The sequence below is a fragment of the Streptomyces sp. NPDC048442 genome (assembly GCF_040651475.1).
Taxonomy (GTDB): Bacteria; Actinomycetota; Actinomycetes; order Streptomycetales; family Streptomycetaceae; genus Streptomyces.
Genome location: NZ_JBEZKB010000008.1, coordinates 233,820 through 260,434 on the forward strand (window position 1 = coordinate 233,820; position 26,615 = coordinate 260,434).

A 26,615-nucleotide genomic window follows, 5' to 3' on the forward strand; every position below is an offset into this window, starting at 1 on the left:
CTGTAGGACCGATCACCTCCCTCTCCATCTGGAGTAAGACATGCCCCCCAAGGGACGTCAGGGCGCTGCCAAGAAGGTGCGCCGCAAGGAAAAGAAGAACGTCGCTCACGGCCACGCGCACATCAAGAGCACGTTCAACAACACGATCGTGTCCATCACGGACCCGACCGGCAACGTGATCTCGTGGGCGTCCGCGGGCCACGTGGGCTTCAAGGGCTCGCGCAAGTCCACCCCCTTCGCCGCGCAGATGGCCGCCGAGTCGGCCGCCCGCCGCGCGCAGGAGCACGGCATGCGCAAGGTTGACGTCTTCGTCAAGGGTCCGGGCTCCGGCCGCGAGACCGCGATCCGCTCCCTCCAGGCCACTGGCCTTGAGGTCGGTTCGATCCAGGACGTCACCCCGACGCCGCACAACGGCTGCCGCCCGCCGAAGCGTCGTCGCGTCTGACCCACTGCGCGACGACTCTCTCTGCGCAAGCGGAGGTGTACCGCGTCGTCGCGTGTGATTCGCCGCCATTACGGCGTCGCATCGATTTTTACCGTGGTGCGGGCGGCGTGGAGACCGACCTCCTCGTCGCCCGGACTGCGTTTTCGGGCGGTACAGCTCTTCGGAGCCGTACCGCCCGTACCCTTGTGGTAGTTGGCGTCAAATAGTGGGCGCCAAGAACAAAGGAACCCCATGCTTATTGCTCAGCGTCCGTCGCTGACCGAAGAGGTCGTCGACGAGTACCGCTCCCGGTTCGTGATCGAGCCGCTGGAGCCTGGCTTCGGTTACACGCTCGGTAACTCCCTGCGTCGTACCCTCCTGTCGTCCATCCCGGGTGCCGCTGTCACCAGCATCCGGATCGACGGTGTCCTGCACGAGTTCACCACCGTGCCGGGCGTCAAGGAGGACGTCACCGACCTCATCCTCAACATCAAGCAGCTGGTCGTCTCCTCGGAGCACGACGAGCCGGTCGTGATGTACCTGCGCAAGCAGGGTCCCGGCCTGGTCACCGCTGCTGACATCGCCCCGCCGGCCGGTGTCGAGGTCCACAACCCGGACCTCGTGCTGGCGACGCTGAACGGCAAGGGCAAGCTGGAGATGGAGCTGACCGTCGAGCGCGGTCGCGGCTACGTCTCCGCCGTCCAGAACAAGCAGGTGGGTCAGGAGATCGGTCGCATTCCGGTCGACTCCATCTACTCCCCGGTGCTCAAGGTCACGTACAAGGTCGAGGCGACCCGTGTCGAGCAGCGCACCGACTTCGACAAGCTGATCGTCGACGTCGAGACCAAGCAGGCCATGCGTCCCCGCGACGCCATGGCGTCGGCCGGTAAGACCCTGGTCGAGCTGTTCGGTCTGGCGCGCGAGCTCAACATCGACGCCGAGGGCATCGACATGGGCCCGTCCCCGACGGACGCCGCCCTGGCCGCCGATCTGGCCCTGCCGATCGAGGAGCTTGAGCTCACCGTTCGGTCGTACAACTGCCTCAAGCGCGAGGGCATCCACTCGGTGGGCGAGCTCGTGGCCCGCTCCGAGGCGGACCTGCTCGACATTCGTAACTTCGGTGCGAAGTCGATCGACGAGGTCAAGATGAAGCTCAACGGCATGGGCCTGGCCCTCAAGGACAGCCCCCCCGGGTTCGACCCGACCGCTGCCGCCGACGCCTTCGGCGCCGACGACGACGCGGATGCCGGTTTCGTGGAGACCGAGCAGTACTAAGCGTTACCCCCGGACGCGCGCTGTGAGGTGCGCGCCCGGCACAGACTGCCCGTGAGCGTCCGCTCGTGGGGCCCTGACACCGGTACCTGATACGGCCGGTGCAGACACAAGGAGAATCACCATGCCGCGTCCCGCAAAGGGTGCCCGTCTGGGCGGCAGTGCCGCGCACGAGAAGCTGCTCCTCGCCAACCTGGCGAAGTCGCTCTTCGAGCACGGCCGCATCACGACGACCGAGGCCAAGGCCCGCCGCCTGCGCCCCGTCGCCGAGCGTCTCGTCACGAAGGCGAAGAAGGGCGACATCCACAACCGTCGCCTGGTGCTTCAGACGATCACGGACAAGAGCATCGTGCACACGCTCTTCACCGAGATCGCGCCGCGTTACGAGAACCGCCCCGGTGGTTACACGCGCATCACGAAGATCGGCAACCGTCGTGGCGACAACGCCCCGATGGCGATCATCGAGCTGGTCGAGGCCCTGACCGTGCAGCAGAACGCTGTCGGCGAGGCCGAGGCTGCCACGAAGCGCGCGGTCAAGGAAGACGACGCCAAGACCGAGGCCGTCGAGGACACGAAGCCCGAGGGCGACGAGTCCAAGTAGTACCCAGCAGTACCTGGACGGGCCCGTTCCCAGTTTTTCTGGGGGCGGGCCCGTTCTGTGTTCCGTGTGTTCCGGGTGAGCGTGGAGGTTGGTTGTGGCTGACGAGGTGGCGGACGGGTTTGTACGGGTGCGGCTGGACCTCTCGTACGACGGCAAGGACTTCTCGGGGTGGGCCAAGCAGCCCAGCGGGCGGCGGACCGTACAGGGCGAGATCGAGGCGGCGCTGCGGACGGTGACGCGGTCGGACACGACGTACGACCTGACGGTGGCCGGGCGGACCGATTCCGGGGTGCACGCGCGTGGGCAGGTGGCGCACGTGGACCTGCCGGAAAACGTGTGGGCCGAGCACGAGGAGAAGCTGCTGCGGCGGCTGGCGGGGCGGCTCCCGCACGATGTGCGGGTGTGGAAGGTGGCTCGGGCGGCGGAGGGCTTCAATGCTCGGTTCTCGGCGATCTGGCGGCGCTACCAGTACCGGGTGACGGATCATCCGGGCGGTGTCGACCCGCTGATTCGCAGTCATGTGCTGTGGCACGACTGGGAGTTGGACGTCGAGAAGATGAACGCGGCTTCGGCGTTGCTGCTCGGGGAGCACGACTTCGCGGCGTACTGCAAGAAACGCGAGGGGGCGACGACCATTCGTACGCTCCAGGAGCTGTGGTGGGAGCGGGGGGCCGACGGGGTGGTCACCGGGACGGTGCGCGCCGATGCCTTCTGCCACAACATGGTGCGGTCGCTGGTGGGGGCGCTGCTGTACGTGGGCGACGGACACCGGGGGGTGGAGTGGCCGGCGAAGGTGCTGGCGGCGGGGGTGCGGGACTCGTCGGTGCATGTGGTGAAGGCGCACGGCCTGACGCTGGAGGAAGTGGCGTATCCGGCGGACGAGTTGCTGGCGGCGCGAGCGGTGGAGGCACGGAACGTGCGGACGCTGCCGGGGGCGGCGGGACTGCTGGAAGACGGGGGCGGTTGTTGCTGAAGGGGTGACTGCGGCTGCTCCAGGGTCATTGTCAGTGGGCTGTGGGATGGTGTTTTCAGACATCAATTCAGGTGGCGTACGGGGGCTTTGATGACGGGGGCACGGAAGCGCGGGGTGTGGGTGCTGCTGATCGCGGTGGCGCTGTTCGGGGTCTTTGTGGTGCCGCAGGTCCTGGAGAAGGGGGACGGGGGCGGGGGGCCGGCGCAGGCGGCCGGAGTGGCGCTCGGGGTGCCGCGTGCTTCGGATGCTCCAGAGGGGTCGAAGAGCCCTTCGGGAGGGGGTCCTGCGGGGGAGGGGCTTGCGGGAGGGGGCTCTTCGGGAGGGGGGCCTTCGGCAGGCGATTCTTCGGCGGGCGATTCTTCGAGGGAAGGCAAGCAGGACGGCAAGCAGGACGACAAAGCGAGGGGTGAGGCTTTCGCTGCGGCGCGGGCCGGGGACTGTCTTGCACTGTTCGACACGGGGGACGGGTGGAACACCCGAATACCTCAGAAGGTCGGGTGTTCCGGGGATGCGGGGCTGACCAGGGTCAGTGCGGTGCGGACCGGTTGGAGCGCCTGCCCGACGGGCGACGGGTTGTCGTACGTGGCACACCGCTCGGGGGCGGAGAAGCGGGTGCTGTGCCTGACCCGGCAGTACAAGGCCGGGTACTGCGTGCTGGCGGAGAAGAGCGCGGGCAAGGGGGCGGGCGGTACGGCCATGCGGCTCGGGGCGATGACGGCCGTCGACTGCAAGGCGAAGCGGGCCACGCCTCCGTACAACACGGTCCTGCACATCACCGGGGTGTACGAGCCCTCGTCCGGCCGGGCGCCGGGGAACTGCCGGCGGGCCCCGGACGACCGGACGTACTACTGGTCCTGGCAGGTCGACGGGGGCGGGACGCTGCTCTGCACGATGGTCTATCGGGGGTAGGTGCCGGTTGGCGTCGGGTTCGCGACGGTTGGCTGCTGCTGCTGCGGTGGTCAGCGGCGGGTGGCGGCCCAGAGGAGGGTGCCGGTCGCGGCGAGGGCGACGACGCTCGCACCGCCGAGCCCGTAGAGGAACGGGAACCAGAGCAGGGCGAGCACGGCGCAGTATCCGGCGGCGAGTACGGAGAGGGCGAGCTGCGTGCGCGGCGGGCCGCTGCGGTTCAGGCGTACGAGTACGGCGAGGAAGACGGCGGACCACAGGGCGGCGCGGGGCTGGTCGAAGGTGACCGTGCGGGCTATGTCACCGATGGCTCCGTACCAGCCCTCGTGGGCCAAGTCGGCCTGCATTGCGGCTATTTCGCGCAGCTTCTCGGGGCCGCCCGTGGCGCGTTGGGCGGTGGAGAGGGTGCTGGCCGTGGCCCGGAAATACTCGTACACGGTGAGCAGGGTGAAGCCGAGGGTGTGCAGGACGCCGGTGGCGAACCCGGTGGCACGGTCCCGGTAGACGGCTCGGCGCGCGTCCGGATCTGTTTCGGCGGGCTGGGGCGGGCCGGGGGCGGGGGGCTCTTCGGGCTGCTGGCGGTGCTGGTTGTAGCGCGGCGGGGGTGGGGCGGTGGGGCCGACCGCGCTGAAGGAGCCGGATGCGCGGGCGCGCGGGGGTATGGGGGAGGGGGCGGAGGCGGATATGGGGGTGGCGCGGGGGGTTTCCGGGCGGGGGCCGTTGCCGGGGCGGGGGGGCTCGGGGGGTTCCGGTGAGGTGGGGGGTGGCTGGTGCGGGACGACCTTGGGCCAGCTGGGGCGGGTGGATTCTGCGGCCGGGGGCTCGGTCTCCGTGGGGCCGGCGGGGGTGTCCTCCGGGCCGTCCGGTTCGGGCCGTGAGGGAGTGGAGCCGGTCCGATGCGCGAACTGCTCTGTGGCAGGCGGGGGTTCGGGGGCCGGGGGGTGGGAGCTGGTGCCCGGGGTGGCCCGGGTCTCTTGGGTTTCCCGCAGTTCCTGGGTTTCCCGCGGTTCCTGGGATTCGCGGGATTCGCGGGATTCGCGGGAGGGGCTGGGGCCCGGGGTGGTGTCGGCTTCCGGGGTGGTGTCGGCTTCCGGGGTGGGGGAGTCCGAGGTGTGGTGTCGGTCGGTTCTGCCCGTTTCCATGCTTCGCCCCCCGATGATGGCAGGCCCTTGCGCTGCCCCGCCGACAGGTTAGTCAGGGGGTGGGTGGGCCGCCAGGGGCCGGGGGTGAGTGGGGTCTCCCCTGCTTGAGCGAGACCGGGAGCTTGGGAAGAAGCAGGTCAGCTGTTGGCCGTGGTGGAGGTGGCTGCTGCGGAGGCCTGGGTGCGGCCCCGTTCGACGATGCGGAGGAACGTGTACTTCGCCGCGTCGTCGCCGAGTGTGTAGACGGCCTTGTCGGTCGTGGTGACGTTCTTCTTGTTGTCGGTGAAGCCGCTGACGGTGAAGTAGGCGTAGCGGCCGTAGGAGTTGGCGGTCTTCCGGCAGATCGTGCCGTTGCGGCAGAAGGTGGGGACGCCGGTGCCGGGGAGGGAGGCGACGCCGTCCTTCACCTGGGCCTTCGCCTTGAGGGCCTGGGCTTCCGTTTCGAAGACCGCTACGCCGACGGTGACTGCGGTGCCGCCCTTGGTGAAGGTGGCCCGGATGACCTGGCCGCAGCCGTTGCGGGTGAGGATGCCACCGAGGGCTCCCTGGGTGGCGGAGGCGCAGTCGGTGGTGCGGCTGGTGGCGCCCTTCGCGTAGGAACGGCCGTCCAGGGTGAGGGACTTGCCCGGGAAGAGGGTGTCGGCGTTGAGGGGGGCCTTGTCCTTCTGGGCGCTGGAGATGAACTCCTTGGGGTCCGGCGGGGGCGGGGGTGCGACCGGGGAGAAGGAGGGGGTGGGGGCGGTGGGATCGGTGGGGAGGGATTCGGGGGAGGGCAGGGCGGAGTTCTTGCCGTCGGTGGAGGGGGAACTGCCGCTGGAGATGACGGCTGTGGCGACGAGGGCGCCGATGGTGAGGGTCGCGAGGATGCCGCCGCCGATGTAGAGGAGGCGTTTGCGGCGGGTGCGGGATGCGGTGGCGTCGGCCAGGGCGGACCAGTCGGGGGTCGGGCCGGTTCCGGGGGCGGGGTGGGGCGGGAGTGAGGGGTGGGGGGCCGCGTGGGGGCCGCCCCCTTGCCCACCCGTTCCGCCCCCGGGGGGCGGTCCCGCTGCCCAAGGGGGCTGGGGGGCGGCGGGTGGGACGAGTTGGACCGGGGGCATGGGGGCAGGGGGTTGCCTCGGGGGTTGGGTGAGGTAGGGGTTGGGGGTTTCGGTGGGGCCCTGCGGAGGGGGGCCGTAACCGGCGTGGTGGGGTTGGTCGTTGCCGTGCGGGGGCTGGCCCCCGGGGCCGTCGGAAGGACCCCCATGCCCGAAGCTCATGCCGCGCATCCTAACTAGGGGGGCGAGGTGCGCGGGGCCCGGCGTTCGTAATCCGATTGGGGTGTGGAGCGGCTGGCGGTGAGAATGCCGGTATGGGACATCTTGAGGTCGGACACGTCGAGTACTACTTGCCGGACGGGCGGGTGCTGCTCGGTGACGTCTCGTTCCGGGTGGGTGAAGGGGCCGTGGTGGCCCTCGTCGGGCCCAACGGCGCCGGGAAGACGACTCTGCTGAAGATCATCGCGGGGGAGCTGCAGGCGCACGGCGGGTCGGTGACCGTGAGCGGTGGGCTCGGGGTGATGGGGCAGTTCGTGGGTTCGGTGCGCGATGAGCGGACCGTGCGTGACCTGCTGGTTTCGGTGGCCCAGCCGAGGATTCGTACCGCCGCGGCCGCCGTCGACAAGGCCGAGGCCGCGATTCTGGAGCGGGACGACGAGGCCGCGCAGATGGAATACGCGCAGGCGCTCAGCGACTGGGCCGAGGTCCAGGGGTACGAGGCCGAGACGGTCTGGGACATGTGCACCATGGCCGCGCTGGGCATGCCGTACGAGAAGGCCCAGTGGCGGGAAGTGCGGACGCTGAGCGGGGGCGAGCAGAAGCGGCTGGTGCTGGAGGCGCTGCTGCGGGGCCCCGATGAAGTACTGCTGCTCGACGAGCCGGACAACTATCTGGACGTGCCGGGCAAGCGGTGGCTGGAAGGGAAGCTCAAGGAGACGCGGAAGACGGTCCTCTTCGTGAGCCACGACAGGGAGCTGTTGTCGCGGGCCGCCGAGAAGATCGCGAGCGTCGAGCCGGGGCCGACGGGGTCCGAGGTGTGGATGCACGGCGGGGGCTTCGACACGTACCACGATGCCCGTAAGGAGCGGTTCGAGCGCTTCGAGGAGCTGCTGAGGCGCTGGCAGGAGGAGCACGCGCGGCTCAAGGCGCTGGTGCTGCGGCTGCGGGGCCAGGCGGCGATCAGCCCGGACATGGCGTCGAGGTATCACGCGATGCAGACGCGGTTCAAGAAGTTCGAGGACGTGGGGCCGCCGCCGGAGCCGCCGCGGAAGCAGGACATCCGGATGCGGCTGAAGGGCGGCCGGACCGGAGTGCGGGCGCTGACCGTCGAGGGCCTTGAGCTGACCGGGCTGATGAAGCCGTTCGACCTGGAGGTCTTTTACGGGGAACGCGTGGCTGTGCTCGGGTCGAACGGGTCCGGGAAGTCGCACTTCCTGCGGCTGCTGGCGGGCGAGGACGTCAAGCACACCGGGGCGTGGAAGCTGGGGGCGCGGGTGGTCGCCGGGCACTTCGCGCAGACGCACGCGCATCCGGAGCTGATCGGGCGGACCCTGGTCGACATCCTGTGGGCCGAGCACTCCAAGGACCGGGGCGGCGCGATGTCGGTGCTGCGGCGGTACGAGCTGGAGGGCCAGGGGGACCAGGGGTTCGAGCGGCTGTCGGGCGGGCAGCAGGCGCGGTTCCAGATTCTGCTGCTGGAACTGAGGGGGACTACCGCGCTGCTGCTGGACGAGCCGACGGACAACCTCGACCTGGAGTCGGCGGAGGCGCTTCAGGAGGGGTTGGAGGCTTATGAGGGGACGGTGCTGGCGGTGACGCACGACCGGTGGTTTGCGAAGTCGTTCGACCGGTATTTGGTGTTCGGGTCGGATGGGGTGGTGCGGGAGACGGTGGAGCCGGTTTGGGATGAGCGGAGGGTTGAGAGGGCTCGCTAGCGGGGGCGCGGGCGGTCGGGTGGGGCGTGCTCCGCGTGGGGCCGCCCCCTTGCCCACCCGTTCCGCCCCCGGGGGGCGGCCCCGCTGCCCAAGGGGGCTGGGGGCGGCGGGGGGGATGCGTCAAGGGGGACAAGGGGTGTGGGGGCGTTTTGACCCGTGCGGGGGTGGCGGGTATTCTTCTGGTTTGTTATGCGTATTGGCTTCGTCGTTCTCACGCGAAGGGCCCTTACGTAGGTTCCCTGGAGCAGTTACCAGTGGTTCGCATATGGGCAGCGTCCCCAGCATTGTGAGCCCCAGCTGCACGATCGCTTCAGGGGCGCCATGTGTCTGGACCCCATCCACTGAAGAAGCGAAGGCTACGAAGTGCGTACGTACAGCCCCAAGCCCGGCGATGTCACTCGCCAGTGGCACATCATCGACGCTCAGGACATCGTCCTGGGCCGTCTGGCGACTACGGCAGCGAACCTCCTCCGGGGCAAGCACAAGCCGACCTATGCGCCGCACATGGACATGGGTGACTTCGTCATCATCATCAACGCCGAGAAGATCCACCTCTCCGGCAACAAGAAGACCCAGAAGATGGCGTACCGCCACTCTGGCTTCCCGGGCGGCCTCCGCTCGATGCGCTACGACGAGCTCATGGAGAAGAGCCCGGAGAAGGCCGTCGAGAAGGCCATCAAGGGCATGATCCCCAAGAACACCCTGGGCCGTCAGATGCTCTCGAAGCTGAAGATCTACGCAGGCGACCAGCACCCGCACGCTGCACAGCAGCCGGTCGCGTACGAGATCACCCAGGTCGCGCAGTAGTTCCGGCCACACCCCCTAAGACGTACAGAAAGATCTGAGGAGAATCGTGGCCGAGACCACTGTTGAGACCCCCGTCGAGGGCACCGAAGGCGAAGAGACTTTCGCTGAGGTGACCACCTTCGAGTCGGAGGTTCCCGTCGAGGGCGAGTACACCAGCGAGTCGCTCGCAGGCCGCTTCGGCGACCCGCAGCCCGCCGCCGGCCTTGGCCGTCGCAAGAACGCCATCGCCCGCGTCCGGATCGTTCCGGGCACCGGCAAGTGGAAGATCAACGGGCGTACGCTCGAGGACTACTTCCCGAACAAGGTCCACCAGCAGGAAGTCAACGAGCCCTTCAAGGTGCTCGAGCTGGACGACCGCTACGACGTCATCGCCCGTATCTCGGGTGGCGGCGTTTCCGGCCAGGCCGGTGCGCTCCGCCTCGGTGTCGCCCGTTCGCTGAACGAGGCCGACGTCGACAACAACCGCGCCATCCTGAAGAAGAACGGCTTCCTCTGCCGCGACGACCGTGCGGTCGAGCGCAAGAAGGCCGGTCTCAAGAAGGCCCGCAAGGCGCCGCAGTACAGCAAGCGTTAATCACGAGCTTGCTCAGCAGCATCACCGTTCGCCCCGGTGGCACTCTTCGTGCCGCCGGGGCGTTCGTGTAGTTCGCTTGGAACCTTTCTTGGACCTTTATTGGACTTCCTCGGGCGTAAAACGGGCACAAAGCGCTCAGGAGTGTGCTTTTCGAAGCACGGCTCTCGGAGTGGCTCTCGGAGTACAGCTCTCGAAGCACGGTTTTCGAAGCACGACGGCATTTCGGAGGACAGTTGTGGGACGACTCTTCGGCACTGACGGTGTACGCGGCGTTGCCAATGCGGACCTGACGGCGGAGCTGGCGCTCGGTCTGTCGGTCGCGGCGGCGCACGTACTCGCCGAGGCCGGTACGTTCGAGGGCCATCGGGCGACGGCAGTGGTCGGGCGTGACCCGCGCGCCTCGGGCGAGTTCCTGGAGGCCGCCGTCGTGGCAGGCCTGGCGAGCGCGGGCGTGGACGTCCTGCGCGTCGGTGTGCTGCCCACCCCCGCGGTGGCGTATCTCACCGGTGCGCTGGGCGCCGACCTCGGCGTGATGCTCTCCGCCAGCCACAACGCCATGCCGGACAACGGCATCAAGTTCTTCGCGCGCGGCGGCCACAAGCTGGCCGACGAGCTGGAGGTGCGGATCGAGAAGGTCTACGAGCAGCACCGCAGCGGCGAGGCGTGGGACCGTCCGACCGGAGCGGGTGTCGGCCGTGTCACGGACTACGACGAGGGCTTCGACAAGTACATCGCCCACCTGATGGGCGTGCTGCCGAACCGTCTCGACGGCCTGAAGGTCGTTCTCGACGAGGCGCACGGCGCCGCTTCGCGCGTCTCCCCGGAGGCGTTCGCGCGCGCCGGTGCCGAGATCGTGACCATCGGCGCCGAGCCGGACGGTCTCAACATCAACGACGGCTACGGCTCCACGCACATGGAACGCCTGCAGGCCGCCGTTGTCGAGCACGGCGCCGACCTCGGCATCGCGCACGACGGCGACGCCGACCGCTGCCTGGCCGTCGACGCGGCAGGTCAGGAGGTCGACGGCGACCAGATCCTCGCCGTGCTCGCCCTCGCCATGCGCGAGGCGGGACAGCTGCGCAAGAACACCGTGGTCGGCACCGTCATGTCCAACCTCGGCTTCAAGCTGGCCATGGAGGGCGAGGGCATCGGGGTCGTCCAGACCGGCGTCGGCGACCGTTACGTCCTGGAGTCGATGAAGGAGCACGGCTACGCGCTGGGCGGCGAGCAGTCGGGACACGTCATCGTCCTCGACCACGCCACCACCGGCGACGGCACCCTGACCGGCCTCATGCTGGCCGCCCGGATCGCCGCCACCGGCCGCGGTCTCGCGGACCTGGCGGGCGTCATGTCGCGGCTGCCGCAGATCCTCATCAACGTCCCCGACGTCGACAAGTCCCGTGTCGGTACGTCGGCGGAGCTGGCCGCGGCCGTCGCCGACGCCGAGCGCGAGCTGGGCGCCACCGGCCGGGTGCTGCTGCGCCCGTCGGGCACCGAGCCGCTGGTGCGCGTGATGGTGGAGGCCGCCGACATCGAGCAGGCGAAGGCCGTTGCCGGCCGTCTGGCGGATGTGGTCAAGTCCGCGCTGGGCTAGGCCTGTTGAGCGGTACGTGACAGGGGCTCGGCCGGATTCACTTCCGGCCGAGCCCCTTTCGTACGTACGGAACGCTCAGAGCTTGCGCAGTGACAGCCGCTGGACCTTGTGGTCCGGGCCCTTGCGGACGACCAGGGTGGCGCGGCCCCGGGTGGGGGCGACGTTCTCCAGGAGGTTGGGGCGGTTGATGGTGCGCCAGGTGTTGCGTGCGTAGTCGAGGGCCTCTTCCTCGGAGACCTGGGTGTACTTGCGGAAGTACGAGAACGGGTTCTGGAACGCGGTCGCGCGCAGTTTGCGGAACCGGTTGAGGTACCACTGCTCGATGTCCTCGGCGCGGGCGTCCACGTACACCGAGAAGTCGAAGTAGTCGGCGAGGCCGACGCGGGTCTTGCCGTCGCTGCCGGGGAGGGCCGGCTGGAGGACGTTGAGGCCCTCGACGATCAGGATGTCCGGGCGGTGCACGGTGAGGCGCTCGCCGGGGACGATGTCGTAGATCAGGTGGGAGTAGACGGGGGCGGTGACCTCGTCCTTCCCGGCCTTCACATCGGCGACGAAGCGGGTCAGGGCGCGGCGGTCGTACGACTCGGGGAAGCCCTTGCGGGCCATCAGGCCGCGCTTCTCCAGTTCCTTCATCGGGTACAGGAAGCCGTCGGTGGTGACCAGCTCCACGCGCGGGTGCTCCGGCCAGCGGGCCAGGAGGGCCTGGAGGAGGCGGGCGACGGTGGACTTCCCGACGGCGACGCTGCCCGCGACCCCTATGACGAAGGGGGTGCCGCGCTGGGTGCCGTTCTCGCCGAGGAAGGTGTTGAGGGCACTTCGCAGGTTGCCGGTGGCGCCCACGTAGAGGTTGAGGAGGCGGGACAGCGGGAGGTAGATGTCGCGTACCTCGTCGAGGTCGATGACGTCGCCCAGACCGCGCAGCCGCTCGACCTCCTCGGCGGTGAGGGGCAGCGGCGTCTTCTCGCGCAGGGCGCTCCACTCCGTGCGGGTGAGGTCCAGGTACGGGGACGACTCGGCCCGGCGGGGGGAGCAACGCGTCGGCGAAGTGATCACACAGCCCATTGTCGGGGGTGGGGCGCCCTTGTCGCCGGTCGGGCGGGGTGGGGTGGGTCACGTGGAGGCAGGGTTTTGCGGGGTCCGGTCTCGATCGGGGGGAGGTGGGATTGCGCGCCGGTCACGATCTTGGGAGAGGTGCAGGGGCGGGGGGAATTCGGTGTCCCGGAGGCTGGTCCCGGCTTTACATTTCCTTGACACAACAGAATCCGCGTGGCCGGTGACCGGCAGCTGTACGCGGGGGGCGTTGGTCACCTTTTTCGTACCACTCGGAGGGTTTCCTTTCATGCGTCGCACCGATCTTCGTCGTACCGCCGTGGCCGCCGTGGCCGCGGCTTCGCTGACCTTGCTGGTCGGGGCCTGTGCGGCGGACAAGCCCGCCGCCCATGCTCCGGCCGCGGGCGCTCCCGCCAAGCCGGAGGAGGCCGCGGCCAAGGCACTGTCGGCCGCGGAGCTGGAGAAGGCCGCCCTCGCAGAGGGTGACCTGTCCACCCACATGGTGAAGAACGGCACGAAGGCCGACGAGGTCCCGGACGGCGCGGTCAAGACCGACAAGGCGGAGTGCAAGCCGCTCGGCGACGCCATGGCGGCGATACCGATGGGGAAGCCGGCGGCCCACGTGCTGCGCAAGGCCGTCGAGAAGCCCGCCAAGATGAAGGTGGACCCGAACGCGTCGGCCGAGGAGAAGGCCAAGGCCGGAATCGCCGCGATGACGCAGCCGGTCACGGCGGACCGGCTCGCCTCGTACGAGGGCAAGGGCGCGCAGGAGGCGTTCGCGGCGCTCAGCAAGGCGGGCCAGGCCTGTGGGGGCGGCTTCACCGGCGACCAGGCCGGAGAGAAGGTCAAGATCACCAAGGTGCTCGCGGACACGGTGACCGGCGGCGACGAGGCGCAGGGCTGGACGCTCACGATGGACGGTGACGGCACCGAGGTCGTCATGAAGCTCGCGGCGGTGCGCGAGGGGAGCACGCTTGCCACCTTCTACACGATCAGCCTGGGCGGCACGGTCAAGGCGCAGCCGGCGGGCGTCATCGACGCCCAGGTGAAGAAGCTCGGCTGACCGTTCCTCGCATGCGATCCCCGCTCCGGCCACCGTGCCGGGGCGGGGTTTTTCGTGCGGTGCGGCACCGTGGCCCGTGCCCTGCGGCACCTTGGCCCGTGGCTGTGCGGCTCCCGGCTTCGTGCTGTGCGGCACCTTGGCTCGTGCCCTGCGGCTCCCGGCTTCGTGCTGTGCGGCTCCCGGGCCCAAGGCTTGGTCCGGCTTACGCTGCGGAGTATGTGCGGAATCGTGGGTTACGTCGGTGGGCAGTCGGCGCTGGATGTCGTCGTCGCGGGGCTGAAGCGGCTGGAGTACCGGGGGTACGACTCGGCAGGGGTTGCGGTGCTCGCGGACGGGGGGCTGGCGGCCTCGAAGAAGGCGGGCAAGCTCGTCAACCTGGAGAAGGAGCTGGTGGGGCGGCCGTTGCCCGCCGGGAGCACCGGGATCGGGCACACCCGGTGGGCAACCCACGGAGGGCCCACCGACGCCAACGCGCACCCCCATCTGGACAACGCGGGGCGCGTCGCGGTCGTGCACAACGGGATTATCGAGAACTTCGCCGCGCTGCGGGCCGAACTGGCCGAGCGGGGACACGAGTTGGCGTCCGAGACGGACACCGAGGTGGTGGCGCACCTGCTGGCCGAGTGCTTCTCGGCGAGCGGTGACTTCGCGGCGTCGATGCGGCAGGTGTGCAGACGGCTGGAGGGTGCGTTCACGCTCGTCGCGGTGCACGCGGACGAGCCGGACGTGGTGGTCGGGGCGCGCAGGAACTCCCCGCTGGTGGTGGGCGTTGGAGAGGGTGAGTCCTTCCTCGCGTCGGACGTCGCCGCGTTCATCGCCCACACGCGGTCGGCGATCGAGCTGGGCCAGGACCAGGTGGTGGAGCTCCGGCGGGACGGGGTGAGCGTCACCGACTTCGACGGTGCGCCCGCGGAGGTGCGGGCGTACCACGTGGACTGGGACGCCTCGGCGGCCGAGAAGGGGGGTTATGACTACTTCATGCTGAAGGAGATCGCCGAGCAGCCCAAGGCGGTCGCGGACACCCTGCTGGGGCGCATCGACGCGGGTGGGCAGTTGACGCTCGACGAGGTGCGAATTCCCGCCGGCGTGCTGCGGGAGGTCGACAAGGTCGTCGTCGTGGCGTGCGGGACGGCCTTTCACGCGGGGATGATCGCCAAGTACGCGATCGAGCACTGGACCCGGCTGCCCTGCGAGACGGAGCTGGCGAGCGAGTTCCGCTACCGGGACCCGATCCTGGACGCGCGGACACTGGTGATCGCGATCTCGCAGTCCGGCGAGACCATGGACACGCTGATGGCGCTGCGGCACGCCCGTGAGCAGGGCGCGAAGGTGCTGGCGATCTGCAACACGAACGGGTCGACCATCCCGCGGGAGTCGGATGCGGTGCTGTACACGCATGCCGGTCCCGAGGTCGCGGTGGCGTCCACGAAGGCGTTCCTGACGCAGCTGGTGGCGTGCTATCTGGTGGCGCTGTACCTGGGGCAGGTGCGCGGGACCAAGTGGGGCGACGAAGTCCGGGACGTCGTACGGGAGTTGTCGGAGATCTCCGGCGCCGTGGAGGAAGTGCTGGGGACCATGGAGCCGGTGCGGGAGCTGGCGCGGTCCCTGGCGGACAAGAACACGGTGCTCTTCCTCGGCCGCCATGTGGGATACCCCGTGGCCCTGGAGGGTGCGCTGAAGCTCAAGGAGCTGGCGTACATGCACGCGGAGGGGTTCGCCGCGGGCGAGCTGAAGCACGGGCCGATCGCGCTCGTCGAGGAGGATCTGCCGGTGGTGGTGATCGTGCCGTCGGCGCGGGGGCGGTCGGTGCTGCACGACAAGATCGTGTCCAACATCCAGGAGATCCGGGCGCGCGGGGCGCGGACGATCGTGATCGCGGAGGAGGGGGACGAGGCGGTGGTGCCGTACGCCGACCATCTGATCCGGGTGCCGCGTACGCCTACGCTTCTTCAGCCGCTGGTCACCACGGTGCCGCTGCAGGTCTTCGCCTGTGAGCTGGCGACGGCGCGGGGCAACGAGGTGGACCAGCCGAGGAATCTGGCGAAGTCCGTGACCGTGGAGTGAGCTGGAGCCGGAGTGAGCAGAGTGAGCAGAGTGGGCTGGAGTGAGTAAATGATTGTTGGGGTCGGGATCGACGTCGCCGAGATCGAGCGGTTCGGGGCGGCGCTGGCGCGTACGCCGCAGATGGCCGAACGGCTCTTCGTGGAGCGGGAGTTGACGCTGCCGAGCGGGGAGCGGCGGGGGATCGCCTCGCTGGCGGCGAGGTTCGCGGCCAAGGAGGCACTGGCGAAGGCGCTGGGTGCGCCGGCCGGGCTGCTGTGGACGGACGCGGAGGTGTACGTCGAGGAGACGGGACAGCCCCGACTGCGGGTCTCGGGGAGTGTGGCCGCGCGGGCCGAGGCGCTGGGAGTGCGGTCGTGGCACGTGTCGCTCAGCCATGACGCGGGGGTGGCTTCGGCGGTGGTGATCGCGGAGGGGTAGGGGGTGGGCCATGGGGGTGGCTTCGGCCCCGTCCAGAGGCCTCTGCGGCAGACTCGGAGGCATGCGTACCGCACACAGCGTCGAGACCGTCAGGGCCGCCGAGCGGGAGGCCATGGCCAGGCTTCCGGAGGGCACGCTCATGCAGCGCGCCGCCGCCGGACTGGCCGCCGCCTGCGCCGATCTGCTGGAGAGGCGGGTGTACGGGGCGAGGGTCGTGCTGCTCGTCGGCAGCGGCGACAACGGGGGCGACGCCCTCTACGCCGGGGCGCGGCTCGCCAGGCGCGGGGCCGGAGTCACGGCTGTACTGGTCGATGCGCGGCAGCGGGCGCACGCGGGCGGGGTAACCGCGCTGCGCGCCGCCGGGGGACGGATCGTGGCGGGGCCGCACGAGGCCCACGAGGTGCATGAGGCGAGCGGTGCGGGTGGTGCGGGCGCGGGATCCGCCGCGTACGTGGCACTCCACCGCGCCCATCTGGTCATGGACGCGATCACCGGGATCGGCGGACGGGGCGGGCTGCGCCCGGAGGCGGTGCCGCTGGTGCGGGCCGCCGAGGCCGCCGCGGCGGTGCTGGTGGCGGTGGATCTGCCGAGCGGGATCGATGCCGACAGCGGGCGGATCGAGGGCGAGTGCGTTCGGGCCGACGTCACCGTGACGTTCGGGACGTACAAGCCGGGGCTGCTGATCGACCCGGCGAAGGAGCGGGCCGGGGTGCTGCGGTTCGTCGGCCTCGGGCTGGAGACGGCCGGGGCGCCTGCCGATGTGGAGGCGCTCCAGCACGCCGAGGTGGCGGGCCTGTTGCCCCTGCCGGCCGCGGAGAGCGACAAGTACCGGCGGGGTGTGGTGGGGATCGTCGCCGGGTCGGCGCGCTACCCGGGCGCCGCGGTGCTCGCGGTGGCGGGGGCGCTGCACGGCGGTGCCGGTGCGGTGCGGTACGTCGGCCGGGGCGGGGACGCGGTGCTGGCGCGGTTCCCCGAGGTGCTGGTGAGCGACGGGACGCCCGGGGACGCTGGACGGGTGCAGGCGTGGGTTGTCGGGCCCGGCCTGGACGACCGTACGAAGGACGTGCTGGCAGACGTGCTGGCGTCCGGCGTGCCGGTGCTGGTCGACGCGGACGGGCTGCGGGAGCTCGACCCGGAGGCGGTACGGGGCCGCGACGCGCCCACCGTACTGACGCCGCACGCGGGGGAGGCGGCGGCGCTGCTGGGCGTGGCGCGGACGGAGGTGGAGGCCGACCGGCTCGGCTCGGTGCGGAAGCTGGCGGCCAAGTACGGGGCGACGGTCCTGCTCAAGGGCTCGACCACGCTCGTCGCACCGCCGGACGGAGGACGGCCGGTACGGGTCAACCCCACGGGAACGGGCTGGCTGGCGACGGCAGGCAGCGGTGACGTGCTCTCGGGCCTGACGGGCGCGCTGCTGGCATCCGGCCTGGGGGCGGTCGACGCGGCCTCGGTGGGCGCCTACCTGCACGGCCTGGCGGGACGGCGGGCGGCCCGGGGAGCGCCGGTGGGGGCGGGAGACGTGGCGGGGGAGATCGCGGGGGCCTGGCGGGACGTGCGGGGTGCTGTCGCACAAGGGGGCGGCGGCATCGCGTGAGCACAGGGGGGGGCGGCGGCATCGCTTGAGCTACGGGCCATGGCATCGGGTGAGCACAGGGCTGGGCGGCGGGTGAGCACAGGCGCGTGAGGACAAGGGGCAAGCGGCGCGTGAGGACAAGGGTCAAGGGCCGGGTGAGTCCGGGGCGGCTTTCCGGTGGGAAGCCGCCCCGGGGTGGTCAGCTCTGCTGGGTGGGCGGGGTGATCGGGGTGTTCAGGTCCCACATCAGCGGGATGTTCTCGCCGCCGAAGCCCTTGATGATGAGCTCGTCGTCGGTGAGGCGGCGGCCGTCGCGCGGCTCCCAGCTGCGCACGTTCGTGCCCGGCTTGGCGCCCCAGACGTAGACCATGCTGCCGACGCCGAGCTTCTTCCAGAGGCGTGCCGCGTCCTCCACGTACAGGTTCACGCAGCCGCCGGAACCCGCCTCGAAGAGGTCGCCGTACGTGCCGTGCAGCGCCTGCCCGCCGCTGAAGAACTGGCTGTACGGCATCGGGGCGTTGTTGTAGATGGTGGAGAAGTGGTTCTTGTGCTTCCAGTAGATCCTGAACCAGCCGGTACGGGTCTCCAGCCCGCGGATGCCGCTGCGGATCGGTACCGGGGCGAAGGTGACCTTCCGGCCGACCTGCACCCAGAGGAGCTGGCGGGGGAGGTCCACGCAGGTGACGGAGTAGCCGTAGCGGATCGGGCACTTGCCCGCCGCGTTCGGGTTCTTGCGGGCCTCGCGGACCAGCAGCAGGCCGTACGTCTTCGCGGTGGCGCGGCCGTCCGCCGGGTCGATATTCAGGTCCCGCTGGAGCTTGCGGATGGCGACGCAGTCGGCCTCCGACTGCTTGCCGTCGGCCCTGAGGCGGAGCTTGCCCTCCAGCTCCTTCTGGTACGGGCCGGTGGGCGCGGTGCACGGCGGCTCGGGGGCGGCGTACGCGGCCGGACCAGCGCCCGGCAGGGCACCGGGTACGGCGGCCTGAACAGCGGCCGAGGCCGACGACACGGGGGCGACGGCCGCCGTCACCGCCACGGCGACGAGGCCGGCCAGAGCGGGTATACGGGCGAGGTGGACGCGCTTCATGGTTCCTCAGCTCTCCAGCGTGCGTGCGGCAAGCCCATGGAAGCGAGCCGCCTGTGGAGTCCATCGGGCGGCCCGCGCGGCCCGCGCGCCAGGCACGGCCTGCCGCGCGGGTGACAGGGCAGGCCAAATGTGTGACGTGTGGTGATTTCGTGCATACGGGTCGGATGCGCGCGTATCGGTGCGTGGCGCCGGTCGCCCGGCCCCTGCCCCGCACCGCCTTGACCGGCCCTGTCGTACCCCTCTGCGAGACTGGGGGCGCGATGACCGTGAAGACCGAGAGCGTGATGAGCCAGGCGATGACCCAGTCGACGACGCGGGCGAGGCCCCGGGCCCCGATGCGGGCGCGTGCGGAGATCGATCTTGCCGCCCTGCGCGCCAACGTCCGGTCCCTGCGCGCGCGTGCCCCGCACGCCGCGCTGATGGCCGTCGTGAAGTCGGACGCGTACGGACACGGCGCGTTGCCCTGCGCCCGCGCCGCCCTCCAGGCCGGTGCGACCTGGCTCGGCACGGCCACCCCCCAGGAGGCGCTCGCCCTGCGCGCCGCCGGGATCACCCCGGCCGACGCGCGCGTCATGTGCTGGCTGTGGACCCCGGGCGACCCCTGGGGCGAGGCCATCGAGGCGGACCTCGACATGGGAATCAGCGCGATGTGGGCGCTGCGCGAGGTCACCGACGCCGCCCGCGCCCTCGGACGTACGGCAAGGATCCAGCTCAAGGCCGACACAGGCCTGGGACGCAACGGCTGCCAGCCCGCCGACTGGCCCGCCCTGGTCGCCGCCGCCCGCGCCGCCGAGGCGGAGGGCACGGCGAAGGTCACCGGCCTGTGGTCGCACTTCGCGTGCGCCGACGAGCCGGGCCACCCCTCGATCGAACTCCAGCTCACCGCCTTCCGCGAGATGGTCGCGTACGCGGAGGGGCAGGGGCTGGCCCCCGAGGTCCGCCACCTCGCCAACTCCCCGGCCACGCTGACCCTCCCGCACGCGCACTTCGATCTCGTACGGACCGGGATCGCGATGTACGGGGTGTCGCCGAGCCCCGAGCTGGGCACGCCCGCCGAGCTGGGGCTGCGCCCGGTGATGACGCTCGCCGCGTCCGTCGCCCTGGTCAAGGACGTCCCGGCGGGACACGGCGTCAGCTACGGCCACCACTACGTCACCGAGCGCGCCACGACGCTCGCCCTGATCCCGGTCGGGTACGCGGACGGGATCCCGCGGAACGCGTCGGGGCGCGGTCCGGTCCTGGTCGGCGGCCGGTGGCGGCGTGCTCGCGGCCGGATCGCGATGGATCAGTTCGTGGTCGATCTCCGCGGTGAGACGGTCGAACCGGGGGAAGAAGCAATCCTGTTCGGCCCGGGTGACCGGGGCGAGCCGACCGCCGAGGACTGGGCGCAGGCCGCGGACACGATTGCGTACGAGATCGTCACGCGCATCGGTCAGCGCATCCCGCGCGTCCATGTGAACGAGGACCCATCTCAGGACCGATAGGGCGGGTAGGACCGGTGGACCGGCAGGACCAGTGGACCGGTAGACGGGTACACCACGGGCACACCGTCGGCCCGGCAGGCGCACCAGCAAGGAGCGGCACGTGAGCGAGAGCAGCACGGAGGGCGCGGTCGCCGCTGCGCAGGCGGCGACCGAGGCGGCCGTCTCCGGCAACTGGCGCCGGGCAGGCCTGGCAGGCGCCGCCATAGGCGTGGTCGCCGCGGGCGCGGCGGCCGGTGTCGCCGTCGAGCGGCTCACCGTCGGCCGGGGCATGCGCAAGAAGGCCCGGCTGGCCCTGGACGCGGCCGGCCCGTACGGCTCGCTGCGCGGCACCCCGGGCACCGCGCTCGCCGACGACGGCACCGAGCTCTACTACGAGACGGACGACCCGGAGCCGGACGCCCCCGCCAAGCGCAGGGGGCTCTTCGGCCGCCGCGCGCCCGCCCCCGTCACCGTCGTCTTCAGTCACGGCTACTGCCTCAACCAGGACTCCTGGCACTTCCAGCGCGCCGCCCTGCGCGGCGCCGTGCGCACCGTGCACTGGGACCAGCGCAGCCACGGCCGCTCCGCGCGCGGCATGGCCCAGGCCGACGGCGAGGAGGTCACCATCGACCAGCTCGGCCGCGACCTCAGGGCGGTCATCGACGCGGCGGCGCCCGAGGGGCCACTGGTGCTGGTGGGGCACTCGATGGGCGGGATGACGGTGATGGCGCTGGCCGACCAGTTCCCGGAGCTGATCCGCGAGCGCGTCGTCGGCGTCGCCTTCGTCGGTACGTCGTCGGGGCACATGGGCGAGGTCAACTTCGGGCTGCCGGTCGCGGGGATGAACGCGATACGCCGCTTCCTGCCGCGCGTGCTGCGCACCCTGGGCTCGCAGGCGGAACTGGTCGAGCGGGGGCGCCGGGCCACCGCCGACCTCTTCGCGGGCGTCATCAAGCGGTACTCGTTCGGGTCGCGGGACGTGGACCCGGCGGTCGCCCGGTTCGCGGAGCGCCTGATCGAGGGGACGCCGATCGACGTGGTCGCCGAGTTCTACCCGGCGTTCCAGGACCACGACAAGGCGGCGGCGCTCCAGATCTTCGCGGAGGTGCCGGTGCTGGTGCTGGCCGGTACGAAGGACCTGGTCACCCCGAGCTCGCACAGCGAGGCCATCGCCGAGCTGCTCCCGGACGCGGAACTGGTGATCGTCCCCGACGCGGGGCACCTGGTGATGCTGGAACTCCCGGAGCTGGTGAACGGACGCCTCACCGAGCTGCTGGCGCGCGTGGGGGCCGTACCGCCGGCGGCTGCGACAGGCCCTAACGTTGACGAGCATGGAAGCACCGCACAGCGGGGCCGTTGAGAACGCCCCGATCAACTCCCACTCCCTGACCGTCAACTCCCCCGCCGAAATGGGGGAGCTGGGGCGCTCGCTGGCCAAGCTGCTGCGCCCCGGCGATCTCGTGATGCTCACCGGTGAGCTCGGCGCCGGCAAGACCACGCTGACCCGCGGCCTCGGCGAGGGGCTGGGGGTGCGTGGCGCCGTCACCTCGCCGACCTTCGTCATCGCCCGTGTGCACCCGCCGCTCGGCGACGGGCCCGCGCTGGTGCACGTCGACGCGTACCGGCTCGGCGGCGGCCTCGACGAGATGGAGGACCTCGACCTGGACGTCTCGCTGCCCGATTCGGTGATCGTCGTGGAGTGGGGCGACGGCAAGGTCGAGGACCTGTCGGAGAGCCGGCTGCACGTCGTCATCGACCGGGCGACGGGCGACACGGACGACGACGTACGGAAGGTACGGCTCGACGGCATCGGGGCGCGCTGGGCGGGGGAGGGGCTGACGGCGCTGGAGGGGCTGACGGCGCTGGAGGGCTGACGGCGCTGGGGCTGACGGCGCTGGAGGGGCTGACGGTGCTGGGGTGGCGGTGCCGAGGGGGCTGACGGCTCCGGGGGGGGGCGACCGGGAACCTGCGCGGCGCGCCGTGCGTTCTCCTGACACGCCGTACTTTCCGACAAGGTGTCGGGAAGATGTTGCATCGGGGGTGCCGGACATGGTCACATGGGTTCCGAGGCCTTGGTTAGGCCAGCCTAACCACCTTCGCCCTGCGCCTGCTCCCGTCGCCCCAGGAGGCGTCCATGTCGGCACCGGAACGAGAAGTCGAGAAGCCCATGACGCCTGCCGCGCCCGCGCCTGCTCCCGTCACCGCTCCCGTCACCATGAGCGCCCTGCTCGCGTCCTGTGCCGCGGCCACGGCGGTGTCCACCCCGCCCCGCCAGTCCCCGGCCCGCCAGTCCCCGGCCCGTACCCGGGGCAGCGAAGAGGGGACCGCCGGGCAGCGCGACGCTGCCTAGACGATCCCCTCGGTGTCCCCGTTGCCCTCGTTCGAGTGTGGGGATTACGGGTGCGGGGGTTACGGGACGACGACCACCTTGACGGCGACCGTGGCGAACTCCCACACCGCGGTGCCGTCCGCGCGGCTGAGGCGCACCGCACCCGTGCCCTCCTGCGGCGTCGCGCCCGGCTTCGGCATCGTCCCGTCGACGGCCGCGCTGAAGCCGATCGTCGTCCCGTCGACGTTCGCGAACCGCACCACGTGCTCCACCGGCTTGCCGTCCGAGCCCGTGATCTTCAAGGAGCGGGTGAGGACCCGGTAGGTGTCCGGCGTCGGGTTGACCGCGCTCGGCGCGACCGGGAAGGTCCGCGGCTTGGTGCCGGCCTTCGCCTCGGAGTCCACCAGCCAGATCCGCTTGCCCGCCAGCGAATACACGACCCGGGTGCCGCTGCCGGAGTTCGCGGGCAGCGCCAGCGGTGACGGCTTGCGGGCCTTCTCCGTGGGGCCGGTGGCGGAGGGCGAGGCGGACGAGCTGGCGGCGACCGCCGACGAGGGTGCGCTCGCCGACGCCTGGTAGGCGAGGAACCCGACGACGGCGAGTGCCCCCGCGGTGAGCCCGGCCACGATTCCCGAGCTGCTGCTAGCCACCTTGCTGCACCTTTCGTTTCGACTCAGACCGAGGTTCTGCACGACTTTGTCGTGACGGTAGCAGCAGGTGTACGGCCCGTACGGACGCCGTGCTTCCGCTGCGCGGGCCGTAGGCTGTTTGTGTGCTCCTGCTCGCTGTTGATACCGCCACCCCTGCCGTCACCGTCGCCCTCCACGACGGTTCGTTCGTCGTCGCCGAGACCACCCGGGTCGACGCGCGCCGGCACGGGGAACTGCTGCTGCCCCTCATCGACTCGACCCTCCGCGAGGCCGGTCTGAAGCTCGACGCCGTCACCGGTCTGGTGGTGGGCGTGGGACCGGGCCCGTACACCGGACTGCGTGTCGGCCTCGCGACCGCCGAGACCTTCGGGTTCGCGCTCGGCGTCCCCGTGCACGGCCTGTGCACGCTGGACGCGCTGGCGTACGCGGCGGGGACCGGGGCGGCGGCCGGGGAGAGAACCGGGGGCGGCATCGAAGGCCCCTTCGCGGTGGCGACCGACGCCCGCCGCAAGGAGGTCTACTGGGCGCGCTACGACGACGCGCGCACCCGCACCACCGAGCCCGCCGTGGACCGCCCCGCCGAGATCGCGGAGCAGCTCGCCGGCCTGCCGGTGGCCGGGGCCGGTGCGCTCCTCTACCCGGAGGCCTTCCCGGACGCGCGCGGCCCCGAGCACGTGTCGGCGGCGGCGCTCGCCTCGCTGGCCGCCGAGAAGCTGGCCGCGGGGACGGAGTTCCTGCCGCCGCTTCCCCTCTACCTGCGCCGGCCGGACGCGCAGGTGCCCAAGAACTACAAGGTGGTCACCCCCCAGTGACCGCTGCGGCAAGCAGGTTGAGCGACCGGGCCGACTCGGCGGTCCTGCGCGAGATGCGCTGGTGGGACATCGGGCCTGTGCTCGCCCTGGAGCACGAGCTGTTCCCCGAGGACGCCTGGTCGCCCGGCATGTTCTGGTCCGAGCTGGCGTTCGCGCGCGGCCCCCGCGCCACCCGGCGCTACGTCGTCGCCGAGGACCGGGAGAGTGGCCGCCTCGTCGGGTACGCGGGCTTCGCCGCCGCCGGAGACCTCGGTGACGTGCAGACCATCGCGGTCTCCCGCGACCAGTGGGGCACGGGCCTCGGCGCCCGCCTCCTCGCCGACCTCCTCAAGCACGCGACCGCCTTCGAGTGCACCGAGGTGCTGCTCGAAGTGCGCGTCGACAACACCCGCGCGCAGCGGCTCTACGAGCGCTTCGGCTTCGAGCCGATCGGCTTCCGCCGCGGCTACTACCAGCCCGGCAACATCGACGCGCTCGTGATGCGGCGTACCACGACCGAAGAGACAGAAGAGATCCAGCCATGAACCTCACCAGCGGTATCGACGAACCCCTGGTCCTCGGCATCGAGACCTCCTGCGACGAGACCGGCGTCGGCATCGTCCGCGGCACGACGCTGCTCGCCGACGCCGTCGCGTCCAGCGTGGACACGCACGCCAGATTCGGCGGAGTGGTCCCCGAGATCGCCTCCCGCGCGCACCTGGAGGCGATGGTTCCGACCATCGAGCGGGCCCTGAAGGAAGCCGGGATCGCCGCCTCCGACCTGGACGGCATCGCGGTCACGGCCGGTCCGGGCCTCGCGGGCGCGCTGCTCGTCGGCACGACGGCGGCCAAGGCGTACGCGTACGCCCTCGGCAAGCCCCTCTACGGCGTCAATCACCTCGCCTCGCACATCTGCGTCGACCAGCTGGAGCACGGCAAGCTCCCCGAGCCGACCATGGCCCTCCTGGTCAGCGGCGGGCACTCGTCCCTGCTCCTCGCTCCCGACATCACCTCCGACGTACGCCCCCTGGGCGCGACCATCGACGACGCCGCGGGCGAGGCCTTCGACAAGATCGCCCGCGTACTCCACCTCGGTTTCCCCGGCGGCCCGGTCATCGACCGCCTCGCCAGGGAGGGCGACCCGAAGGCGATCGCGTTCCCGCGCGGTCTGACCGGCTCGCGCGACCCGGCGTACGACTTCTCCTTCTCCGGCCTCAAGACGTCCGTGGCGCGCTGGATCGAGGCGAAGCGGAACGCGGGCGAGGAGGTGCCGGTGCGCGACGTGGCGGCGTCCTTCCAGGAGGCGGTCGTCGACGTCCTGACCAGGAAGGCCGTACGCGCCTGCAAGGACGAGGGCGTCGACCACCTGATGATCGGCGGCGGTGTCGCCGCGAACTCCCGGCTGCGGGCGCTCGCCCAGGAGCGCTGCGAGAAGGCGGGCATCACGCTGCGGGTGCCGCGCCCCGGCCTGTGCACGGACAACGGTGCGATGGTCGCGGCGCTGGGAGCCGAGATGGTGGCCAGGGGCAGGCCCGCCTCCGACTGGGACCTGTCCGCTGACTCCTCGCTGCCGGTGACGGAACCGCACGTACCGGGCCATGCGCACGGTCATGAGGACGGCGAGGGAGACGGTGGCGGGGCCGGTCACGGGGGTGGTCACGGGGGTGGCCATGCGCACGGTCACTCGCACGGCCACGGGCATGCCCACGACCACGACCACGTCCACGAGATCAGCAAGGACAACCTCTACTCATGACCCTCGCGCTGATGTGGGAGGCCCGCGCCGTCGACGGCAAGGGCCCCGAGCTCCTTGAGTGGGCCTACGCCCAGGCGGAGGTCCTCGCCACCCCGCCGCTGCGCCGCGAGATCTTCCGGGCGCCGCAGGACCGGGTTCTCGTGCTCACCTGGTGGGACGCTCCTTATGACGCGGAGCTGCCCGAACTCCCGGAGCCCGACGCCGAGTTGATCTCCCGGCCGGTGCACAGGTGGCGGTTCGAATCGGTGGAGCGGCGGCCCTAGGGGGCGACTGGGGCCGCCGGAGACCGGCGGGTCCGGGCTGGGCCATACGGCTGACTCCCGAGTGGCGTTAACCGCTTTTCGGACAATTCGACTTGAGACTCGGCGGTGCCGGGGGGTCACCCCTCCGCTCGTACCGCTCGTCCCGCTCGTCGAGAAAGTGAGTCCGCCGTATGTTCGTATCGCAGCTGAAGGTGGCCCAGGCCGCTCTGGGTGCAGTGTCCCTGGGTGTCGTGCTCGCGGTGGGTGCGCCGGCCGGGGCCGTCGCCGCGCCGGTCACGTCCGTCGCCGCCGCACCGCAGGCCGCCGGGTCCGTGCAGGCCGCCGGGTCTGTGCGGACCGCCGATTCCGTGCGGACCGCCGAGTCCGTGCAGGCCGTGAACACCGTCGCCGCGCGGTGGGGCGTCGGCGGCAGGGTGACCTCGCACACCGGACAGATCGTCCGGTCCCACCCGACCACGCACTCCGCGAACATCGGCTCGTACCCCTCGCACGCCATCGTCCGCATCGCCTGCAAGGTGCGCGGCCAGAACGTCGGCGGCAACACCATCTGGTTCAAGCTGTGGAACCGCTCCGGCTGGATGAGCGCCAAGTACGTCGACAACTTCAGCTACGTCGGCTGGTGCGGCCACCACCGCGCTGCGACGAGCCCCCTCAGCCCCGCGGAACTGGCTGCTCCCGTGAGGCCCGCCGACCCTGCGGGCCCGAAGGGGTGACGAGGGCGGCACAGCGGGCCGTGACCGGAGACCTTGAGGTCCTCGGCCACGGCCCGCTCGCGTGCCCGCTCCGCCCTGCCTGCGTGTTCTGCTCGCGTGCCCGCTCCGCCCTGCCGGCGTGCCGCGCTCGCGTGC

27 protein-coding genes are annotated in these 26,615 nt (G+C 71.1%); 22 read left to right on the forward strand and 5 right to left on the reverse strand.

All coding sequences use genetic code 11. From position 1 onward, the window contains the following. Positions 1-40 precede the first annotated feature (40 nt). The 5 genes from rpsK to AB0D18_RS15480 all read left to right on the forward strand — a co-directional run bounded on the left by rpsK (position 41) and on the right by AB0D18_RS15480 (position 4,179). Positions 41-445 carry a 30S ribosomal protein S11 gene (gene rpsK / locus AB0D18_RS15460; RefSeq protein WP_003948617.1) on the forward strand — a complete coding sequence of 135 codons (405 nt, stop codon included), beginning with the start codon at positions 41-43 and terminating at the stop codon, positions 443-445. A 231-nt stretch (positions 446-676) separates the two neighbouring features. Then, positions 677-1,699 carry a DNA-directed RNA polymerase subunit alpha gene (locus AB0D18_RS15465; RefSeq protein ID WP_185028035.1) on the forward strand — a complete coding sequence of 341 codons (1,023 nt, stop codon included), beginning with the start codon at positions 677-679 and terminating at the stop codon, positions 1,697-1,699. 121 nt (positions 1,700-1,820) lie between these two features. After that, entirely contained in the window at positions 1,821-2,297 is a 477-nt protein-coding gene (gene rplQ / locus AB0D18_RS15470) for a 50S ribosomal protein L17 (RefSeq protein ID WP_362417342.1), read from the forward strand. 94 nt (positions 2,298-2,391) lie between these two features. After that, complete coding sequence (truA, locus tag AB0D18_RS15475; protein WP_362417345.1) at positions 2,392-3,270, forward strand: tRNA pseudouridine(38-40) synthase TruA; 879 nt, start codon at positions 2,392-2,394, stop codon at positions 3,268-3,270. Between the two features lie 534 nt (positions 3,271-3,804). Further along, on the forward strand, positions 3,805-4,179 hold the full coding sequence (locus AB0D18_RS15480) for a hypothetical protein (protein ID WP_362417348.1): 375 nt from the start codon (positions 3,805-3,807) through the stop codon (positions 4,177-4,179). 50 nt (positions 4,180-4,229) lie between these two features. On the opposite strand, the gene AB0D18_RS15485 is transcribed toward AB0D18_RS15480, so the two are convergent. Then, the gene (locus AB0D18_RS15485; RefSeq protein WP_362417351.1) at positions 4,230-5,318 is read right to left on the reverse strand and encodes a hypothetical protein; all 1,089 of its coding nucleotides are present in this window, start codon (positions 5,316-5,318) and stop codon (positions 4,230-4,232) included. Positions 5,319-5,455: 137 nt separating this feature from the next. Beyond that, positions 5,456-6,415 carry a hypothetical protein gene (locus tag AB0D18_RS15490; RefSeq protein ID WP_362417354.1) on the reverse strand — a complete coding sequence of 320 codons (960 nt, stop codon included), beginning with the start codon at positions 6,413-6,415 and terminating at the stop codon, positions 5,456-5,458. A gap of 251 nt (positions 6,416-6,666) precedes the next feature. Here AB0D18_RS15490 and AB0D18_RS15495 point away from each other — a divergent pair, with 251 nt between their 5' ends. From AB0D18_RS15495 to glmM, 4 genes are all read left to right on the forward strand, one after another. Then, on the forward strand, positions 6,667-8,286 hold the full coding sequence (locus tag AB0D18_RS15495; protein WP_362417357.1) for an ATP-binding cassette domain-containing protein: 1,620 nt from the start codon (positions 6,667-6,669) through the stop codon (positions 8,284-8,286). Between the two features lie 363 nt (positions 8,287-8,649). Further along, positions 8,650-9,093: a 50S ribosomal protein L13 gene (gene rplM, locus AB0D18_RS15500; protein ID WP_362417360.1), complete on the forward strand. Its 444-nt coding sequence runs from the start codon at positions 8,650-8,652 to the stop codon at positions 9,091-9,093. A gap of 46 nt (positions 9,094-9,139) precedes the next feature. Next, entirely contained in the window at positions 9,140-9,667 is a 528-nt protein-coding gene (rpsI, locus tag AB0D18_RS15505) for a 30S ribosomal protein S9 (RefSeq protein WP_362417363.1), read from the forward strand. Positions 9,668-9,902: 235 nt separating this feature from the next. Further along, entirely contained in the window at positions 9,903-11,261 is a 1,359-nt protein-coding gene (gene glmM / locus AB0D18_RS15510; protein WP_362417366.1) for a phosphoglucosamine mutase, read from the forward strand. Positions 11,262-11,336: 75 nt separating this feature from the next. Here glmM and coaA read toward each other — a convergent pair whose 3' ends face one another. Then, on the reverse strand, positions 11,337-12,323 hold the full coding sequence (gene coaA, locus AB0D18_RS15515) for a type I pantothenate kinase (protein ID WP_362417369.1): 987 nt from the start codon (positions 12,321-12,323) through the stop codon (positions 11,337-11,339). A 277-nt stretch (positions 12,324-12,600) separates the two neighbouring features. Between coaA and AB0D18_RS15520 the strand changes: the two genes are divergently transcribed. From AB0D18_RS15520 to AB0D18_RS15535, 4 genes are all read left to right on the forward strand, one after another. After that, positions 12,601-13,374, forward strand: coding sequence for a hypothetical protein (locus AB0D18_RS15520; RefSeq protein WP_362417372.1), 774 nt, complete (start codon positions 12,601-12,603; stop codon positions 13,372-13,374). A gap of 216 nt (positions 13,375-13,590) precedes the next feature. After that, complete coding sequence (glmS, locus tag AB0D18_RS15525; protein ID WP_362417375.1) at positions 13,591-15,438, forward strand: glutamine--fructose-6-phosphate transaminase (isomerizing); 1,848 nt, start codon at positions 13,591-13,593, stop codon at positions 15,436-15,438. A 48-nt stretch (positions 15,439-15,486) separates the two neighbouring features. Further along, positions 15,487-15,855, forward strand: coding sequence for a holo-ACP synthase (locus AB0D18_RS15530; RefSeq protein ID WP_362417378.1), 369 nt, complete (start codon positions 15,487-15,489; stop codon positions 15,853-15,855). A 61-nt stretch (positions 15,856-15,916) separates the two neighbouring features. Next, positions 15,917-17,449 (forward strand): NAD(P)H-hydrate dehydratase, encoded by a 1,533-nt coding sequence (locus AB0D18_RS15535; RefSeq protein ID WP_362417381.1) that lies wholly within the window; start codon positions 15,917-15,919, stop codon positions 17,447-17,449. A 178-nt stretch (positions 17,450-17,627) separates the two neighbouring features. On the opposite strand, the gene AB0D18_RS15540 is transcribed toward AB0D18_RS15535, so the two are convergent. Further along, positions 17,628-18,515, reverse strand: coding sequence for a L,D-transpeptidase (locus AB0D18_RS15540; protein WP_362417384.1), 888 nt, complete (start codon positions 18,513-18,515; stop codon positions 17,628-17,630). A gap of 296 nt (positions 18,516-18,811) precedes the next feature. On the opposite strand from AB0D18_RS15540, the gene alr reads away from it, so the two are divergent. The 4 genes from alr to AB0D18_RS15560 all read left to right on the forward strand — a co-directional run bounded on the left by alr (position 18,812) and on the right by AB0D18_RS15560 (position 22,328). Then, entirely contained in the window at positions 18,812-19,999 is a 1,188-nt protein-coding gene (gene alr / locus AB0D18_RS15545) for an alanine racemase (RefSeq protein ID WP_362417588.1), read from the forward strand. A 100-nt stretch (positions 20,000-20,099) separates the two neighbouring features. Continuing rightward, complete coding sequence (locus AB0D18_RS15550; protein ID WP_362417386.1) at positions 20,100-21,338, forward strand: alpha/beta hydrolase; 1,239 nt, start codon at positions 20,100-20,102, stop codon at positions 21,336-21,338. Next, positions 21,310-21,852, forward strand: a complete 543-nt coding sequence (gene tsaE / locus AB0D18_RS15555) for a tRNA (adenosine(37)-N6)-threonylcarbamoyltransferase complex ATPase subunit type 1 TsaE (RefSeq protein ID WP_362417389.1) — start codon at positions 21,310-21,312, stop codon at positions 21,850-21,852. Before AB0D18_RS15550 ends, tsaE begins: the two co-directional genes overlap by 29 nt. A 260-nt stretch (positions 21,853-22,112) precedes the next feature. Beyond that, positions 22,113-22,328 carry a hypothetical protein gene (locus AB0D18_RS15560; RefSeq protein ID WP_362417392.1) on the forward strand — a complete coding sequence of 72 codons (216 nt, stop codon included), beginning with the start codon at positions 22,113-22,115 and terminating at the stop codon, positions 22,326-22,328. Positions 22,329-22,387: 59 nt separating this feature from the next. Here the strand turns inward: AB0D18_RS15560 and AB0D18_RS15565 are convergent, their stop codons facing one another. Beyond that, complete coding sequence (locus AB0D18_RS15565) at positions 22,388-22,957, reverse strand: hypothetical protein (protein ID WP_362417394.1); 570 nt, start codon at positions 22,955-22,957, stop codon at positions 22,388-22,390. A gap of 122 nt (positions 22,958-23,079) precedes the next feature. On the opposite strand from AB0D18_RS15565, the gene tsaB reads away from it, so the two are divergent. The 5 genes from tsaB (at position 23,080) to AB0D18_RS15590 (ending at position 26,480) form a co-directional block, all read left to right on the forward strand. Then, positions 23,080-23,769: a tRNA (adenosine(37)-N6)-threonylcarbamoyltransferase complex dimerization subunit type 1 TsaB gene (gene tsaB, locus AB0D18_RS15570; protein WP_362417397.1), complete on the forward strand. Its 690-nt coding sequence runs from the start codon at positions 23,080-23,082 to the stop codon at positions 23,767-23,769. 53 nt (positions 23,770-23,822) lie between these two features. Beyond that, a complete protein-coding gene (gene rimI, locus AB0D18_RS15575) occupies positions 23,823-24,293 on the forward strand; it encodes a ribosomal protein S18-alanine N-acetyltransferase (RefSeq protein WP_362417591.1) in 471 nt (156 codons plus the stop codon). Further along, positions 24,290-25,504 carry a tRNA (adenosine(37)-N6)-threonylcarbamoyltransferase complex transferase subunit TsaD gene (gene tsaD / locus AB0D18_RS15580; RefSeq protein ID WP_362417400.1) on the forward strand — a complete coding sequence of 405 codons (1,215 nt, stop codon included), beginning with the start codon at positions 24,290-24,292 and terminating at the stop codon, positions 25,502-25,504. The genes rimI and tsaD overlap by 4 nt, the downstream gene beginning before the upstream one ends. Beyond that, a complete protein-coding gene (locus AB0D18_RS15585; RefSeq protein ID WP_362417402.1) occupies positions 25,501-25,767 on the forward strand; it encodes a hypothetical protein in 267 nt (88 codons plus the stop codon). Before tsaD ends, AB0D18_RS15585 begins: the two co-directional genes overlap by 4 nt. 170 nt (positions 25,768-25,937) lie before the next feature. Then, entirely contained in the window at positions 25,938-26,480 is a 543-nt protein-coding gene (locus AB0D18_RS15590; protein WP_362417405.1) for a hypothetical protein, read from the forward strand. Positions 26,481-26,615 lie beyond the last annotated feature (135 nt).

Coding starts and splice junctions, on each gene's coding strand:
- AB0D18_RS15465 (WP_185028035.1), top strand. CDS start 677: ATGCTTATTGCTCAGCGTCCGTCGCTGACCGAAGAGGTCGTCGACGAG.
- rimI (WP_362417591.1), top strand. CDS start 23,823: ATGCGCTGGTGGGACATCGGGCCTGTGCTCGCCCTGGAGCACGAGCTG.
- AB0D18_RS15530 (WP_362417378.1), top strand. CDS start 15,487: ATGATTGTTGGGGTCGGGATCGACGTCGCCGAGATCGAGCGGTTCGGG.
- alr (WP_362417588.1), top strand. CDS start 18,812: ATGACCCAGTCGACGACGCGGGCGAGGCCCCGGGCCCCGATGCGGGCG.
- AB0D18_RS15585 (WP_362417402.1), top strand. CDS start 25,501: ATGACCCTCGCGCTGATGTGGGAGGCCCGCGCCGTCGACGGCAAGGGC.
- AB0D18_RS15520 (WP_362417372.1), top strand. CDS start 12,601: ATGCGTCGCACCGATCTTCGTCGTACCGCCGTGGCCGCCGTGGCCGCG.
- AB0D18_RS15540 (WP_362417384.1), bottom strand. CDS start 18,515: ATGAAGCGCGTCCACCTCGCCCGTATACCCGCTCTGGCCGGCCTCGTC.
- tsaD (WP_362417400.1), top strand. CDS start 24,290: ATGAACCTCACCAGCGGTATCGACGAACCCCTGGTCCTCGGCATCGAG.
- tsaE (WP_362417389.1), top strand. CDS start 21,310: ATGGAAGCACCGCACAGCGGGGCCGTTGAGAACGCCCCGATCAACTCC.
- rplQ (WP_362417342.1), top strand. CDS start 1,821: ATGCCGCGTCCCGCAAAGGGTGCCCGTCTGGGCGGCAGTGCCGCGCAC.
- coaA (WP_362417369.1), bottom strand. CDS start 12,323: ATGGGCTGTGTGATCACTTCGCCGACGCGTTGCTCCCCCCGCCGGGCC.
- AB0D18_RS15590 (WP_362417405.1), top strand. CDS start 25,938: ATGTTCGTATCGCAGCTGAAGGTGGCCCAGGCCGCTCTGGGTGCAGTG.
- AB0D18_RS15490 (WP_362417354.1), bottom strand. CDS start 6,415: ATGCCCCCGGTCCAACTCGTCCCACCCGCCGCCCCCCAGCCCCCTTGG.
- glmS (WP_362417375.1), top strand. CDS start 13,591: ATGTGCGGAATCGTGGGTTACGTCGGTGGGCAGTCGGCGCTGGATGTC.
- rpsK (WP_003948617.1), top strand. CDS start 41: ATGCCCCCCAAGGGACGTCAGGGCGCTGCCAAGAAGGTGCGCCGCAAG.
- AB0D18_RS15535 (WP_362417381.1), top strand. CDS start 15,917: ATGCGTACCGCACACAGCGTCGAGACCGTCAGGGCCGCCGAGCGGGAG.
- AB0D18_RS15495 (WP_362417357.1), top strand. CDS start 6,667: ATGGGACATCTTGAGGTCGGACACGTCGAGTACTACTTGCCGGACGGG.
- AB0D18_RS15560 (WP_362417392.1), top strand. CDS start 22,113: ATGTCGGCACCGGAACGAGAAGTCGAGAAGCCCATGACGCCTGCCGCG.
- AB0D18_RS15485 (WP_362417351.1), bottom strand. CDS start 5,318: ATGGAAACGGGCAGAACCGACCGACACCACACCTCGGACTCCCCCACC.